The 15,396-nt window shown below is 72.2% G+C and carries 15 protein-coding genes; 11 read left to right on the top strand and 4 right to left on the bottom strand.

Annotation, left to right across the window (positions count from 1 at the left end):
- Window positions 1-155: 155 nt before the first annotated feature.
- The 6 genes from HAV40_RS32570 (at window position 156) to HAV40_RS32545 (ending at window position 5,058) form a co-directional block, all read left to right on the top strand.
- A complete protein-coding gene (locus tag HAV40_RS32570) occupies window positions 156-371 on the top strand; it encodes a winged helix-turn-helix domain-containing protein (protein WP_166388125.1) in 216 nt (71 codons plus the stop codon).
- Between the two features lie 103 nt (window positions 372-474).
- Window positions 475-1,263: a class I SAM-dependent methyltransferase gene (locus tag HAV40_RS32565; RefSeq protein WP_166388124.1), complete on the top strand. Its 789-nt coding sequence runs from the start codon at window positions 475-477 to the stop codon at window positions 1,261-1,263.
- 113 nt (window positions 1,264-1,376) lie between these two features.
- Window positions 1,377-1,715: an Imm51 family immunity protein gene (locus HAV40_RS32560; RefSeq protein WP_166388123.1), complete on the top strand. Its 339-nt coding sequence runs from the start codon at window positions 1,377-1,379 to the stop codon at window positions 1,713-1,715.
- Between the two features lie 120 nt (window positions 1,716-1,835).
- Window positions 1,836-3,197: a type I glutamate--ammonia ligase gene (locus HAV40_RS32555; RefSeq protein ID WP_166388122.1), complete on the top strand. Its 1,362-nt coding sequence runs from the start codon at window positions 1,836-1,838 to the stop codon at window positions 3,195-3,197.
- Between the two features lie 103 nt (window positions 3,198-3,300).
- Window positions 3,301-4,407 (top strand): amidohydrolase family protein, encoded by a 1,107-nt coding sequence (locus HAV40_RS32550; protein WP_166388121.1) that lies wholly within the window; start codon window positions 3,301-3,303, stop codon window positions 4,405-4,407.
- A gap of 96 nt (window positions 4,408-4,503) precedes the next feature.
- Entirely contained in the window at window positions 4,504-5,058 is a 555-nt protein-coding gene (locus HAV40_RS32545) for an ATP-binding protein (RefSeq protein ID WP_166388120.1), read from the top strand.
- Between the two features lies 1 nt (window position 5,059).
- On the opposite strand, the gene HAV40_RS32540 is transcribed toward HAV40_RS32545, so the two are convergent.
- Window positions 5,060-6,295, bottom strand: a complete 1,236-nt coding sequence (locus HAV40_RS32540) for an SAM-dependent methyltransferase (RefSeq protein ID WP_166388119.1) — start codon at window positions 6,293-6,295, stop codon at window positions 5,060-5,062.
- 8 nt (window positions 6,296-6,303) lie between these two features.
- The gene (locus tag HAV40_RS32535) at window positions 6,304-7,665 is read right to left on the bottom strand and encodes an FAD-binding oxidoreductase (RefSeq protein ID WP_239085757.1); all 1,362 of its coding nucleotides are present in this window, start codon (window positions 7,663-7,665) and stop codon (window positions 6,304-6,306) included.
- Between the two features lie 81 nt (window positions 7,666-7,746).
- Here HAV40_RS32535 and HAV40_RS32530 point away from each other — a divergent pair, with 81 nt between their 5' ends.
- The 3 genes from HAV40_RS32530 (at window position 7,747) to HAV40_RS32520 (ending at window position 10,475) form a co-directional block, all read left to right on the top strand.
- The gene (locus tag HAV40_RS32530) at window positions 7,747-8,409 is read left to right on the top strand and encodes an adenylate kinase family protein (protein WP_166388117.1); all 663 of its coding nucleotides are present in this window, start codon (window positions 7,747-7,749) and stop codon (window positions 8,407-8,409) included.
- Window positions 8,410-8,457: 48 nt separating this feature from the next.
- Window positions 8,458-8,937 carry a MarR family winged helix-turn-helix transcriptional regulator gene (locus tag HAV40_RS32525; protein ID WP_166388116.1) on the top strand — a complete coding sequence of 160 codons (480 nt, stop codon included), beginning with the start codon at window positions 8,458-8,460 and terminating at the stop codon, window positions 8,935-8,937.
- A gap of 83 nt (window positions 8,938-9,020) precedes the next feature.
- Window positions 9,021-10,475, top strand: coding sequence for an MFS transporter (locus tag HAV40_RS32520; protein WP_166388115.1), 1,455 nt, complete (start codon window positions 9,021-9,023; stop codon window positions 10,473-10,475).
- 194 nt (window positions 10,476-10,669) lie between these two features.
- On the opposite strand, the gene HAV40_RS32515 is transcribed toward HAV40_RS32520, so the two are convergent.
- Window positions 10,670-12,052 (bottom strand): NAD(P)/FAD-dependent oxidoreductase, encoded by a 1,383-nt coding sequence (locus HAV40_RS32515; protein ID WP_166388114.1) that lies wholly within the window; start codon window positions 12,050-12,052, stop codon window positions 10,670-10,672.
- A 210-nt stretch (window positions 12,053-12,262) separates the two neighbouring features.
- Between HAV40_RS32515 and HAV40_RS32510 the strand changes: the two genes are divergently transcribed.
- The gene (locus HAV40_RS32510; RefSeq protein ID WP_166388113.1) at window positions 12,263-12,796 is read left to right on the top strand and encodes an EF-hand domain-containing protein; all 534 of its coding nucleotides are present in this window, start codon (window positions 12,263-12,265) and stop codon (window positions 12,794-12,796) included.
- A 10-nt stretch (window positions 12,797-12,806) separates the two neighbouring features.
- On the opposite strand, the gene ligD is transcribed toward HAV40_RS32510, so the two are convergent.
- Window positions 12,807-14,246, bottom strand: a complete 1,440-nt coding sequence (gene ligD, locus HAV40_RS32505) for a non-homologous end-joining DNA ligase (protein WP_166388112.1) — start codon at window positions 14,244-14,246, stop codon at window positions 12,807-12,809.
- 187 nt (window positions 14,247-14,433) lie between these two features.
- On the opposite strand from ligD, the gene HAV40_RS32500 reads away from it, so the two are divergent.
- Window positions 14,434-15,375: a zinc metalloprotease gene (locus HAV40_RS32500; RefSeq protein WP_166388111.1), complete on the top strand. Its 942-nt coding sequence runs from the start codon at window positions 14,434-14,436 to the stop codon at window positions 15,373-15,375.
- Window positions 15,376-15,396: the final 21 nt, after the last annotated feature.

Raw genomic sequence — 15,396 nt, 5'->3', positions numbered from 1 at the left:
AGCTGTCGCCGCCCGTGGCTGCGGACCAGGGTGGCTTCATCAACCTAGCCCAACCTTATGCATAAGGCAACCAGAAGTAGCCGGAGGGCACCTCGTGGTGTTGGCAGACGCACCATGATCGTGGTCAACTGAGGGCTGCGGACCAGGGAGCACACATGCCGAAATCGAAGACGCAGACGTTGATCGACGACATCAGCGGCCAGATCGCCGCCGGAAGACTCAAGCCGGGCGATCGCTTGCCGAGCACCGCCGAGTTGCGTCAGCAATACGGCGTGTCGATCACGGTCGTCCGTAACGCCATCCAGTGGCTCAAAGCCGTCGGGCTCGTGGAAGGACTCGCAGGAGTCGGCGTCTTCGTCACCGAGAAATAGCCGACATCGCGGTGTGCCGTGACGCCCGTCCGGCCGATGTGCCTGCCGGTCCGTTGTCGCCTTGCCCCTGGAAGCGGGTTCGCGGTTGGCATAGCGTGACCGGATGACGCAAGCGACCTTCGCCGACGGCGACGCCTACGAGGCCTATGTGGGCCGGTGGAGCCGCCTCGTCGCGCGGGCCTTCGTCCGGCGGCTGGCCGTGCCCGCCGGGCGGGAATGGCTCGACGTGGGCTGCGGCACCGGCGCGCTCACCGAGACCGTGCTGGCCACGGCCGAACCCGCGCGGATCACCGGGGTCGACAGGTCCGAGCCGTTCGTCGACCTGGCCCGTGCCCGGATCGGCGACGCGCGGGCGGTCTTCCAGGTCGGCGACGCCAAGGCGCTGCCACTGCCGGACGGCAGCGTCGATGTCGCGGTCAGCGGCCTCGTCCTGAACTTCGTGCCCGACCCGCCGGAGGCCGCCGCCGAGATCGCGCGGGTGCTGCGGCCGGGCGGCGTCGCCGCCGCCTACGTCTGGGACTACGCCGACGGTATGGCGATGATGCGGCACTTCTGGGACGCCGCCGCCGCACTCGACCCCGCTTCGGCCGCCTGGGACGAGGGCCGCCGCCCGTCGGTGTGCGGCCCGGACGCGCTGCGCGCGCTGTGGACCGACGCCGGCTTGCAGGCGGTCGCCGTCGAGTCGGTGCAGGTCCCGACGGTGTTCGCGGACCTCGCCGACTACTGGGAGCCGTTCCTGGGCGGACAGGGCTCCGCACCCGGCTACCTGCGCGGCCTGCCCGACGACCACCGCGCCGCGTTGCGCGCCCTGCTCCGCACCAACCTGCCCACCGCCCCCGACGGCACGATCCCCCTGACCGCCCGCGCCTGGACGGTGCGCGGGCGAGCATGATCTGTTTTCGTGGACGCTCACGGCCCCTATAGGGGCGTCCATCGTCCACAAAAACGGATCATGAGCCCGGCGAACCGGCTGTCGAGATTCGCCGGGTGTGGGACGCTTCGCCGATGAAGCCGCTCACGCTCATGGAAACGGACCCCGGCGAGTTCTCGCTGCTGCTTGACACGGGTGGCCTCGCCGTCGACGACCTCATCCAGGAACTCGGGCACGAGCCCAACGGATACTTCTGGGAGGGCATCGCCGAGCTCATCGTCGCCAACGAAGCTCCCGAACTGGACGGGCGCGTCGACTACGACCCGGAGGCCGGCATGTTCTGCGCCAGAAGCCAGGACCGCGCCGCGCTGGAGGACCTGGGCGCGCGCATGAGCGTCGCAGCCACCGACCCCGGACGCCTGCGCGAGCTGGTCGCCCTCGCCGTAGCCACCGGCTTCGAGTTCGACGACTGACCGGCCGCCACCCCGCTTCATGATCGGCGTTTCGGGTCGAAACCCTTGGTCTGACCCCGCCTTCTGACACGAAACGGCGATCATGAAGCGGAGCAAGGGCCGGGCGGCGAGAATTCAGGCATGTGGGAGCCGGTGCTGGACCGGGACGCGCGCGGGACGGCCGCGCGGGCGGCCGCGGCCCGGCTGGCCTCCATCGGCGTCCACGCCGTCGCGCTGACCTGGGTGGACAACGCGGGCGTGACCAGGGTCAAGTCGGTGCCCACCGAACGGCTCGACCACGCCGCCGCCTGGGGTGTGGGCATGTCCCCGGTACACGACGTGTTCTGCGTCGACGACAGCATCACCTCGGGTGACCTGGTCGGCGGCCCGGTCGGCGACCTGCGCCTGCACCCCGACCTGGACGCGCTGACGGTGCTCGCCGCGATGCCCGGCTGGGCGTGGGCGCCGGTGGACCGGTGGACCCAGGACGGCGAGCCGTACCCGGTGGACCAGCGGCTGTTCGCCAAGCGCATGGTCGAGCGGGCACGGGCGGCGGGACTGCGCCTGCGGATGGCGTACGAGATCGAGTGGTATCTGGCGCGGCCCGACGGGACGCCCGCCGGGCAGGGTCCGGCGTACGGGATGGCGCGGCTGGCGGAGCTGTCGGACTTCGGGCGGGACCTGCTGGCGGCGCTCGCCGCGCAGGGGGTGGCGGTGGAGCAGTTCCATCCGGAGTACGGCCCGGGGCAGCTGGAGGTGTCGGTCGCGCACGCGGACCCGGTCGCCGCCGCCGACCGGGCGGTGCTGGTCCGGGAGACGATCCGGGCGCTGGCCCACCGGCACGGGCTGCGGGCCTCGTTCGCCCCGGTGGCCGTCGCGGACCAGGTCGGCAACGGCATGCACCTGCACTTCTCGGCCTGGGCGGGCGGGGTGAACCTGCTCGCCGGCGGCGACGGCCCGTACGGCATGACGCGCCGCGGGGAGTCCGTGCTGGCCGGGGTGTTGCAGCGGCTGCCCGCGCTGGCGGGACTGGGCGCGCCGAGTCCCGCGAGCGCGCTGCGCCAGGCGCCGCAGCGTTGGGCGGGGGCATACCAGTGCTGGGGGCACGAGAACCGGGAGGCGGCGCTGCGTTTCGTCACCGGCGCGACCGGCGCCCGCGACACCGCCGCGAACGCCGAGATCAAGTGCGTGGACGCCTCGGCAAACCCGTACCTGGTCGCGGGTGCGGTCTGTGCGCTGGTCACGGATGCGGCCGGGGCCGGTCTGCGGCTGCCGGAGGAGGTGCGGGTCGACCCGTTCACGCTGGCCGAGGCGCGCCGCCCGCCGCGCCTGCCGGACTCCCCCGCGCTGGCCGCCGAGCGCCTGCACGCCGACGCGGGCCTGGTCGCGATGCTCGGCGAGCCGCTGCTGGACGCGTTCGGCGCGGTCCACCGCGCCGAGGCCGACACCCTCGGCCGCCTGACCACCGCCCAGCTCGTGGAAGCGGTCCGATGGCGCTACTGACCGCCCCGCCCGTGGACGCGCCCGGACCCGCGCTACTGACCGCCCCGCCCGTGGACGCGCCCGGACCCGCGCTACTGACCGCACGGCTCGTGGACGTGGGCCGATGGCGCCGCTGACCGAGGATCTGCCGCTGATCGACGGGCACTGCCATACGATCACAACGGCTCCGCTGGACGACGCGGCGTTCGCGCTGTGGTGCACCGAGGCCGACGAGCCGTCGGCCGCAGGCACGTCCTACCTGGACAGCCGGTTGGGGCTGGCGCTGCGGCGCTGGTGCGCACCGGTGCTGGACCTGCCCGCGCACGCCCCGGTCGAGGAGTACCTGCGGCGGCGGCGCAGGCTCGGACCGGACGAGGTCGCGGGCCGGATGCTGCGGGCGGCGGGCCTGTCGGCGCTGCTGGTGGACACCGGCCCGGTCGCGGGCGGCCTGGTGGACCGCAGCGTGCTGGGCACGCTGGCACAGGCCCCGGCCCATGCGGTGGTACGCCTGGAGCTGCTGGCCGAGCAGGTCGCGCCCGGAACCGGCGCGGACGGGTTCGCCGACGCCTTCGCCGCAGCACTCGACGAGGCGGTGGCCGGGGCGGTGGCGACGAAGTCGATCGCGGCGTACCGGCACGGCCTGGACCTGGACCCGGCCCGGCCCAGGGCGCACGAGGTGAGCGCGGCGGCCGGGCGCTGGCTGCGCGACGGCGGGCGGCTGAGCGATCCGGTGCTGCTGCGCCACATGCTGTGGAGCGCGGTCGACGCGGGGCTGCCGATCCAGCTGCACACCGGCTTCGGCGACCGCGACGTCGCGCTGGCCCGTGCCGACCCGGCGCTGCTGCAGCCGTTCTGCGAGGCCACGCTGCCGTTCGGGGTGCCCCTGGTGCTGCTGCACTGCTACCCGTACCACCGTCAGGCGGGCTGGCTGGCCAGCGTTTATCCGCACGTGTACGCCGACGTGGGGCTCGGCGTGACGCAGCTCGGGGCGCGGGCCACGGCGGTGCTCGGCGAGTTCCTGGAGCTGGCCCCGTTCGGCAAGGTGCTCTACTCTTCCGACGCGTACGGCCTGCCGGAGCTGTACCTGATCGCCGCCGCCCAGTTGCGGCACAGCCTGGACCTGGTGCTGGCCGAGACGGTCGCCGACGGCGCGGCGTCCCCGGCCGACGCGCGGCGCGTCGCCGAGCAGGTCGGTGCGGGCAACGCGGCCCGCGTGTACGGCCTGAGCTGATCACGCCCGGCAGACCGGTCGCCTGATAGACGATCAAAACGTGCGGGAATGGGTATGGGCCAGAGGTCAACCGCACCCTTCGGATCGAGGTGACGCATGAACCCGGCCGCGAGAACCCGCTACGGCACCCCCGCTGGTACCGCCCCGTACCGCAGGCCACGGCGGAACCTGCTGCCACCTCCCGCCCCGCCCGTGCCCGAGCACGAGGAGGCGGCCGCCTCCGCCGCCGGCCCGACCCCGATGACCCGGCACGACCAGGTCCTCGTCGAGGGCCCGTTCACGCGCGTCGACCTGCGCGGCATCCGCCGCCGCATCCACGAACTGGGCGAGGCGTGGCACCTGCCCGAGCCGGTCGGCTGGGCACTGGAGCTGGTGGCCACGGAGCTGGTCGTCAACGTCGTCATGCACGCCGACGGGCAGGGCAGGCTGCGCCTGTCCCGCTACCCGGGGTGGGTGTTCTGCCAGGTCAGCGACGTCGGTCCGGGGGTGACCCGGCCGTACACGGCAGGCTGGCAGCCGCCGTCGGGCACCCAGACCTCGGGCCGTGGGCTGTGGATCGCCCGGTGCTTCTCCGACCGGCTGACCATCGACTCCAGTGCGCTGGGCACGACGATCACCGCGAAGATCTGGGCCCCGTCCGGGCCCCGCTGACTCAGGTCCAGCTCGGGCGCAGCGGCATGCCGCTGCCGCCGTTCGGGTCGAGGCGTACGCCCAGGACCTGGTGCAGCTGCACCTGGTCGCGCTCGAAGCCGAGCCGGCAGCCGGCCAGGTAGAGCCGCCAGACGCGGGCGCGGCTCTGGCCGATCTCGCGCACCGACTCCGCCCAATGCCGTTCCAGGTTCGCCGACCACCGGGCCAGCGTCAGCGCGTAGTGCTCGCGGAGGTTCTCCTCGTGGCGGACCTCGAACCCGTTCTCGTTCATCACGCCGATGAGGTGGCCGACGCCCTCCAGCTCCCCGTCGGGGAACACGTACTGGTTGATGAACGTGCGCCGGTAGCGGCCCGGATCGCGGTTGTCGGGCCGGGTGATGCAGTGGTTGAGCAGCCGCCCGCCGAAGCGCAGCCGCTGCTGCAGGAACCGGAAGTAGCCGGGCAGCTGCGCCCGCCCGATGTGCTCGGTCAGGCCGATCGAGCTGATCGCGTCGTAGTGGTTGACCGGCACGTCCCGGTAGTCCATGTGCCGGACCTCGGCCAGGTCGGACAGGCCCGCGTCGGCGATCGCCTTGGCCGCCCACTCGGCCTGCCGCCGGGACAGGGTCACGCCCAGCGCCTTGACGCCGTACTCGCGGGCCGCGTGCATCACCATGCCGCCCCAGCCGCAGCCGACGTCCAGCAGGCGCATCCCCCGTCGCAGGTCGAGCTTGCGGGCGACCAGGTCGTGCTTGGCGAACTGGGCCTGCTCCAGGGTCGCGGCCGCGTCGGGGAAGACCGCGCAGGTGTACGCCATCGACGGGCCGAGCAGCCACTCGTAGAACCGGTTCGACACGTCGTAGTGGTGGGAGATCGCCGCCTGGTCGCGCTCCTTGGAGTGGCGGCGGCCGCGCAGCCGCGCCTCCATCGGCGGGCGCGGCGGCGGGTTGAGCAGCCGCAGGCCGCCCAGGTCACGCAGCGCGCGATACCGCCCCGACCAGGACTGGTCCAGTTGCAGCCCGTTGACGGCGGTGAGCGCGGCGTACATGTCGCCGTGCACCTCCAGGTCCCCGGACACGTACGCGCGGGCCAGGCCCAGCTCGTGGCGGCCGGTGACCAGGTAGGACAGGGCGCGCTCGCTGCGCACCTCGAAGCCGACGGCGGCGTCGGCCGGGCCCGCGACGCTGCCGTCGTAGGCGGTGAACCGCACCGGGACCTGGCCCGTGACGAGCCCCTGGACTGTTTTCGCAATGCCCATGTCAGACCTCACCGCACGCACTTGTCGTATAGGTCGGGCAACCGACCGTCCGGGTCGTACTCGCCTTTTACCGCCGCGTACGCGGGGCCGTTGTAGAGCTCCCAGAACTCCTCGCGCGGGTAGTGCACCGTGGAGTAGAGGGACTTGTGGCCGCCGAGCGCGTCGACGCGCGCCTCGATGAGCCGGTTGTGGAAGTCGGCCGCCTGGCCGGGCCGCCGCGCGACGCTGGACCAGAAACCGAAGTTGACGTAGAGGTCGTCGGGTTTGAGCGGGTAGAGCGGCCACGGCGCGGGATCGCGCTGGCGCAGCGGGCACAGCCAGATCGGGGTGATGCCGACCTCGTCGAGGAAGAAGTCCAGGAACTCCGGGCCCTGCCGCACCGGCACCTCGACGTCCTGCACCACGGCCTCCTGCGGCGCCCGCCCGCGCACCCGGTCCAGCCGGGCGCTGAGCCGGTGCCTGCGGTCGAAGCCGACGATGCGGTGGTACACGTCCGAGCGCCGGTAGCGGCTCGGCCACAGCCTGCGTACCAGGGGATGCTGCGCGCCGAACGCCCGCGAGCACCAGAACCAGTCGGTGTCCCAGCGCCACAGGTAGTCGCGGACCGTCAGGTAGTCGATGGGCCGCCGGGCCGGTGACCGGTAGTAGATCTCCTGGCCGGTGTAGTCGCTGGTCCACGGCGCGGTGTCGGTGAACGTGCCGATGGTCAGGTACATCTGGCGGCCGTGGAAGACGGTGCCGTCGAGGAAGTCGACACGCGCGTCGCCGTCGCGGCCGCTGGTGCACAGCTCGTCGAGCGCCTTGAAGCAGGCCGCCGCGTTGTCGAAGCGCCGGTGCCGCAGCCGCACGTACGGCTGGACGGGCTCCAGTTCGATGGTCAGCCGCAGCGCGTAGCCGAGGGTGCCGTACGAGTTGGGGAAGGCGCGGAACAGTTCGGCGTGCTCGTTGTCGGGCGCGGCGGTGACCACCCGGCCGTCACCGGTGAGGATCTCCATCTCCAGCACCGACTCGTGCGGTAGCCCGTTGCGCAACGACGACGACTCGATGCCCAGCCCGGCCACCGCCCCGCCGATGGTGATGGTCTTGAGCTGCGGCACGACCAGCGGCATCAGCCCGAACCGCAGCGTCGCGTCGACCAGCCGCTCGTAGGTGACCATGCCCTGCACCTGGGCGGTGCGCGTGACCTCGTCGACCAGGACCCCCGAGCCGAAGGCGCTCACGTCGAGGCCGGGCCCGGTGTCCGGGCGGCCGAAGCGGAACAGGTTCGAGGTGCGCTTGGCCAGCCGCACCGGTTCGGTGCGCGGCAGCGCCTGGTACTGCGCCCGCAAAGCGCGTACCGCACCGGCATGGTCCTCAACGGATGGCCCCACGCTTCGCAACGTACCGCCGCCGGGTGTGCCGGGGGCCATAAATCACTCATCACCGATGGCCGCACGTGGTTGGATTCAGGTGTGCGCAAGTACGTGATCATGGGCGTTCAGGGCAGCGGCAAGGGCACCCAGGCCAAGCAGCTGGCAGCCGACTTCGACCTGGTGCACATCAGCGTCGGCGACATCTACCGCTGGCACGTGCAGTACCACACCAGGCTCGGCGCGCAGGTGCGCCGGGCGATGCACGCCGGGGAGCTGGTCGACGACGCCACCACCGAGTCCGTGGTGCGCGACCGGCTGGCCCAGCACGACTGGAACTACGGCTTCGTCCTCGACGGTTTCCCCCGCAACCTCCGCCAGGCCCAGTTCTTCCTGGAGAGCTGGGACGTCGACGCGGTGATCCACCTCGACCTGCCGGACAGTGAGGTGCGCCGCCGGGTGCTGGCCCGGCGGCTGTGCTCGCACTGCGGCATGGACTACAACCTGATCGAGCAGAGCCCTGCCCGCGAGGGGCGCTGCGACGCCTGCGGCGGCGAGCTGGTCAGCCGCGCCGACGACACCGAGGAGGCGCTCGCCTCCCGGCTGGCCGACTACCACGCCAAGACCGACCCGGCGCTGGGGCTGTTCCGGGGCAAGGAACTGGTGATCAGCGTGGACGCCCGGTCGGGCAAGGCCGCGGTCCAGCGCGCCATCCGCGAGCAGCTTGGCCTGCCGCTGCCCGCGAAGAAGCCCGCACGGAGCTGACCAGCGCAGATAATCTGCAACGGATCGAGTTTGCGTACACTGGCGGGCATGACCGCGATGGCGCCCACCCGCACCAGCCCCGACCTGTCGTTCCTGCTGGACCACACCAGCCACGTGCTGCGTGGCCGGATGGCCGCGGCGCTGGCCGAGATCGGGCTGACCGCGCGGATGCACTGCGTGCTGGTGCACGCGCTCGAGGAGGAGCGGACCCAGATCCAGCTCGCGGCACTCGGCGACATGGACAAGACCACGATGGTCGTCACCGTCGACGCGCTGGAGAAGGCGGGCCTGGCCGAGCGCCGCCCGTCGAGCACCGACCGGCGCGCCCGGATCATCGCGGTGACCCCCGAGGGGGCGAAGCTGGCCGCCCGCAGCCAGCAGATCGTCGACCGCGTACACGAGCAAGCCCTGTCCGCGCTGCCGTCGGCGCAGCGTGAGGCGCTACTGCGCGCACTGGAAGGCCTGGTGGCGGGGCATCTGGCCGCGCCCGCCGAGGCGGGGCAGCCGGTGCGGCGGGCACGGCAGTAGGCGTTCTCGATCCGTAAAAGATTGTCTGTAACAGAACTATCCGCTACGGTCTCTCCTGTCGGCACCGTCCACAGGAGGACCCCATGTCTGTATCGCCAGCACCGCGACGCTCGCGCTGGATCGCGCTGGGGGTGATCGCGACCGGGCTGCTGATGACCGTCCTCGACGGCAGCATCGTCACCGTCGCGATGCCCGCCATCCAGCAGGACCTCGGCTTCACGGCAGCCGGTCTGAGCTGGGTCGTCAACGCGTACCTGATCGCCTTCGGCAGCCTGCTGCTGCTGGCCGGGCGGCTCGGCGACCTGCTCGGCCGCCGCCGGATGTTCCTGGCCGGCACGGCCGTGTTCACCGCCGCGTCGCTGCTGGCCGGGCTCGCCGACACCCCGGCGCTGCTGATCGCCGCGCGCTTCGCCCAGGGCGTCGGCAGTGCCATGGCCGCCGCGGTCGGGCTGGGCATCCTGGTCAACCTGTTCCCGGCACCCGGTGAGCGGGCCAGGGCCATCGCGGTGTTCAGCTTCACCGGCGCGGCCGGGGCGTCGCTGGGGCAGGTGCTCGGCGGCGTGCTGACCGATACGCTCGACTGGCACTGGATCTTCTTCATCAACCTGCCGATCGGGGTCGCCGCGCTGGCGGTCGCCGTCGCGGTGCTGCCCGCCGACCGTGGACTGGGGCTGGCCGCCGGAGCCGACGTCGCCGGGGCGCTGCTGGTCACGGCCGGGCTGATGATGGGCATCTACACCGTGGTCAAGGTCGAGGAGTACGGCTGGACGGCGGCACCGACGCTGACCACCGGTGCGGTGGCGGTGCTGCTGCTGGCCGCGTTCGCGGTGCGGCAGGCCACCGCGCGGCGGCCGCTCATGCCGCCGCGCATCCTGGCCTCGCGCAGCGTCGCCGGGGCGAACCTGGTGCAGATGCTGATGGTCGCCGCGCTGTTCTCGTTCCAGATCATCACCGCGCTCTACCTGCAGAAGGTGCTCGGCTACGGGGCCGGGGAGACCGGGCTGGCGATGCTGCCGGCGGCGCTGGTCATCGGGGCGGTATCACTGGGGGTGTCGGCGCGGCTCAACACGCGGTACGGCGAGCGGCGGGTGCTGCTGAGCGGGCTCGCGCTGCTGATCGTGCTGCTGGCGCTGCTGGCCCGGATTCCGGTGCAGGCGTCGTACGTGACCGACCTGCTTCCCGCGATGCTGCTGGCGGCCGGGTTCGGGCTGGCGCTGCCCGCGTTGACGACGCTCGGGATGTCCGGGGCGGGGGCCGATGACGCCGGGCTCGCGTCGGGGCTGTTCAACACGACGCAGCAGATCGGGATGGCGGTCGGGGTGGCGGTCCTGTCGACGCTGGCGGCGGGGCATACGGGGCACGCGCTGGCCGGGGGCGCGAGCGAGGCCGAGGCGCTGACGGGTGGATACCGGCTGGCGTACACGGTGGGGGCCGGGTTGATGGTGGGGGCGTTCGTGGTGGCGTACGCCGTGCTGCGCGAGCCGCGCCCGACCGCCGAGGCGCAAGCGGACCGCCGGGCCGCACCCATCGCGGCCTGAACCTCGCCCATGATCTGTTTTTGTGGGCGCTGGATGCCGCTCGGGGGGCATCCAGCGCCCACAAAAACGGATCACCGTCGCGGCGGCGGGTTCGCCCGTCGATTTCGCGATAGACGTTGGCCTATCCGGGGGAATTTGATCTACGTTTTTTCATCTGGATAGGCCAACGTCTATCAAAGAGCGGGGCGGCGGGATCAACGGGTGGTGGGTGGTGCGGCGGGGTCGTCGGCGGGGATGAAGCCGGCGGGGACCTGGGGGGACGGCGCGGGCATGGCGTGGCGGCCGGGGTCGGGGACGGGTTCGCAGTCCATGTCCAGGTCGGCGGCCTGGGGTGGGACCAGGCTGAGGCGCACCGACGTGGTCGGCAGGATCACGTCGAGCAGCCAGTCGGCGGCCACCCGGGCGCGGTTGCCGGGCAGGGAGAGCAGGTGGTAGCCGCGGGTGACGACCGCGGCGGGCAGCCCGGACAGCGGCACGCCGAACGGGTTCGCGGCCGCGGCGATCCCGCCGAGGTCGACCAGGAACCCCAGGTCATGGTGGCGGTACGCCTTACGTGTGCCGACCCCGCAGGAGGCGGCCACGTTGTGCGCGACGGCCCGGCCCTGCCGTACGGCGTGCTGGGCGGTCATCGGCGTGTGGTGGCCCGGACGGGTCAGGTCGGGCACGGCGGCGGCGTCGCCACAGGCGAACACCTCGGGGTGGCCGGGCACGGTGAGGTACTCGTCGACGATCAGGCGGCCCTGCACGGTCGGCAGCCCGAGGCCGTCCACCAGCGGATCGGGGCGCACCCCGACGCACCAGATCAGCGAGCGCGTCGGCACGTACGAGTCGTCGGTGAGCTGTACGCCCTCGGCCTCGGCCTGGCGCACCGAGGTGCGCATCCGCACGTCGACGCCGCGCCGCGCGAGCACCCGCGCCGCGGTGCGGGACAGGCGCGGGTCGAGTTCGGGCAGCACCCGCTCGGCGGTGTCGAGCAGCAGCCAGCGCGGCCGTTCCCGCAGCCGGGGCAGTGACCTGGCCAGCGCGTCGGTGAACAGCTGGCCGTGCGCGGCGACCTCGGTGCCGGTGTAGCCCGCGCCGACCACGACGAAGGTGCACCGGGCGCGGCGCTCGTCGGGGTCGGTGGCCTGGGCGGCCAGTTCGACCTGGAGGGTGATGTGGTCGCGCAGGAACATGGCTTCGGCCAGGCCGCGCAGCCCGTGGGCGTACATGTCGACGCCCGGGATGGGCAGCAGCCGGTTGACGCTGCCGGGGGTGAGCACGAGCCGGTCGTAGTCGAGGGTGTTCTGCGCGCCCTCGGGCCCGGTGTAGGTGATCCGCCGCTGGTCCAGGTCGACGCCGGTGACCATGCCGGGCACCTGGCGTACGTGCTTGAGCGTCCCGGCCAGTGACACCGCGATCCGGCGCGGCTCCAGCAGGCCTGCCATCACCTCGGGCAGCAGCGGCACGTAGAGCAGGTAGTCGGCGGGGTTGACCAGGGTGATGTCGGCGTGGCCGCGCGACGAGCGCGCCAGGCGGCGGGCAGCGTGGAAGCCCGCGAATCCCGCTCCGACGATGACGATGCGAGGCCGGGCCATGGCCGTCTCCATTCCCCGGAACGGCTTGCGGCTGGCGCGCCGTCACCGGCTCTCGTCACACTGTGTCACAGAATCGCAACGCTCCGCCGCCGGTTCGCCGCGCTTGGTACTGTCCTGACAGGCCTCGGGTTCGGCGTGGCTCACCCGGTTCCCATACGGCCTTCGGTTGCGGATCGGCGCTCAGCGCCGGCAGAGCAGGGGGTGCGACACATGTTGGACGTTCGGAGCGAGCGGCTCGCGCGGCGGTTCCGGCTGTGGGACACCGACGGCAACGGCCACGTCGACCGGTCGGACTTCGAGGCCGAGGGTCGCCGCATCGTGGCCGCCTTCGGCGAGGACGACCAGTCCCCGCGCGGCCGCGCGGTGCTCGACGCTTACCTGGCGATGTGGGATTACCTGGCCGCCAAGGCGAGCCTGCAGCCCGACGCCACGCTGTCGGCCAAGCAGTTCGACCGCATCGCGCAGACTGAGATCATCCTCATGGGCAACACCGGTTTCAGCGCCGTGCTGCGCCCCACCATCAGCGCGACCCTGGACCTGTGCGACACCGACGGCGACGGCCAGGTCAACCCGACCGAGTTCCGCCGCTGGATCGAGGCCATCGGCGTCACCAAGCCGCACGCCGAAGAGGCCTTCGACCAGATCGACGAGAACCACGACGGCCAGCTCAGCATCGACGAGCTCGCCCAGGCCGTCCGCGACTACCACGCCGGCCTGCTCGACATCCCGCTGCTGGGCCGATAGCCGGCCCCGGTCAGGTCTCGGGGACCACGTCGGCCGGTGCCTTGTCCGGGCGCAGGCCGCGCCAGGCCGGGTGACGCAGGCGGCCGTCGCGGGTCCACTCGGTGAAGCGCACCTCGCCGACCAGTTTCGGGGTGACCCAGTGCGTGTCTTTGACGTCGCGGGCCGGCAGCGCGCCGGTCAGCGGCGTCGTGCGCCGCTCCAGCTTGGACAGCCGCTGCCGCAGGTCGTCGAGCATCTGCCGGGTGAAGCCCGTGCCGACCGAACCGGCGTAGCGCAGACCGCCCGCGTCCGGGATGCCCAGCAGCAGCGAACCGATCGTGTCGGCGCGGCCACCCCGTCCGGGCCGCCAGCCCACGATCACGACCTCCTGCGTACGCAGGTTCTTGACCTTGATCCAGGCCCGTGACTGCCGCCCCGGCTCGTACACCGAGTCCAGCAGTTTCGCGACGACCCCCTCCAGGCCCTGCTCGCGTGAGGTGGTCAGCAGCCGCGTCCCGCCGCCCTCGGTGTACGGCGGGGTGTCCCAGTGCGCGCCTGACAGGCCGAGCCCCTCCAGCAGTTCCCGCCGCTGCCGGTAGGGCAGGCTCGCGGTGTCCCGCCCGTCGAGGTGCAGCAGGTCGAAGATGACGTACGTGACCGGAGTCTGCGCGGCCAGCCGCCGCACCCGCGCCGCGTCCTGCACGTGCATCCGCGGCTGGAGCGCCCCGAACGAGATCCGCCCGGACCGGTCGAACGCGACCAGCTCCCCGTCGAACACCGCGCTCGTCGACCCGAGCGCCTCCCCGAACGCCCGCAGTTCCGGGTAGGCCGCGGTGACGTCCAGGTCGTTGCGGCTCAGCGCGCGCACCCGCCCGCCCTCGGCGTAGACGACGGCCCGTACGCCGTCCCATTTCAGCTCGTAGCCGTACCGGTCGTCCCGCGCGGGCGGGGGCAGCTCGCCGAGCGTCGCCAGCATGGGCCGGACCAGCTCGGGCAGCGCGGACCGGTCGGCCGGAGCGGGATCCATGCGGTGCATCAGCCACTGCGTGCCACGGGTGTGGATGAGCACGTAACGGCCCTCGACCCGGTGGCCGTGCAGGACGACCTTCACCTCGTCGTCGGTCCACTTCTCCAGGTCATAGGTGCCCCGGTCCCAGATGGCGACCTCGCCGCCGCCGTACTCCCCCGCCGGGATGTGACCGGCGAAGCTCGCGTACGCGAGCGGGTGATCCTCGGTGTGGACGGCGAGGCGGTTGTCCTCGGGGTTCAGTGGCAGGCCCTTGGGGACCGCCCAGGAGACGAGCACGCCGCCGCGTTCGAGGCGGAAGTCCCAGTGCAGGGCGCGGGCGTGGTGCTCCTGGATCACGAACGTGTCGTCGTGCCCGCGCGGCAGCGGCCCGGCCGCGGGCACCGGCTCGGGTGTACGCGCCGCCGACCGCTTCCCCCGGTACGGCGCGAGCTTGTCGGCCACAGTTGCAGTTCTACCCCAGCGTACGGCGGCGCGGACCGGGTTCGCCGAGACCCGTGACAGCACCGTGACAGCGCACCCATCCGTATACATGATTTTGATCTCCATCGATCAGCTCTAGCGTCCCACCCACATGCAGGGCAACGGCGCGGGTCACCCCACCGCGCCCAGGGGCAGGAGAGGTGAATCGATGAATCTGAGGCGCTCCCTCAGCACGCTCGGACTGACCGCGCTCGTCGCGGCGTCAACGCTCACCGGAGGGGCGGCGGTCGGTGTGGCCGCGGCGCCCGCGCCGGTGTGCGTGGAGCCGGGCGCGGCACTGAAGGCCAAGCCAGGCGGCTCCGCCAAGCACGACCCCAACGAGCTGACCACCGAGCAGGTCACCGCCAACGAGCAGGCCCTCGACGCCGCGCTCAAGGCCAAGGGCAAGGCCCGCGCCGGTGTGGCCGCCGCCGCGACCGTCACCATCCCGGTGGTCGTGCACGTGATCTCCGAGGACGGCACCCGCGCCAACGGCAACATCCCCGACTCGATGATCAACAACCAGATCAGCGTGCTCAACCAGGCGTACGCGGGCAGCACCGGCGGCGCGGCGACCGCGTTCGCGTTCCAGTTGCAGTCGATCAACCGGGTCACCAACCCGGCCTGGTACCCGATCGTCTACAACTCCAACACGGAGAAGCAGATGAAGGCGGCGCTGCGGGTCGGCGGCGACGGCACCCTGAACGTGTACACCGGCCTGCTCAGCCAGGACCTGCTCGGCTGGGCCACCTTCCCCCAGTCGAACATCACCTCCTACGACGGCGCGGTGATCCTGGCCGAGTCGCTGCCCGGCGGCAATGCCAGCCCGTACAACCTGGGCGACACCGCCACCCACGAGATCGGCCACTGGCTGAACCTCTACCACACCTTCCAGGGCGGCTGTAACGGTCAGGGTGACCAGGTCGCCGACACCCCGGCGGAGAAGGCGGCCGCGTTCGGCTGCCCGACCAACCTGGACACCTGCAAGAGCAAGCCGGGCCTCGACCCGATCCACAACTTCATGGACTACACCGACGACGCCTGCATGTACCAGTTCACCGCGGGCCAGGCGACCCGCATGCTCGACGCCTGGACGGCGTACCGCGCCTGAGCACCACGTGCTCCTACGGGC

The organism is Catellatospora methionotrophica (genome assembly GCF_011297335.1).
Classification (GTDB): Bacteria; Actinomycetota; Actinomycetes; order Mycobacteriales; family Micromonosporaceae; genus Catellatospora; species Catellatospora methionotrophica.
This window is presented reverse-complemented; position numbering and strand designations above follow the sequence as displayed.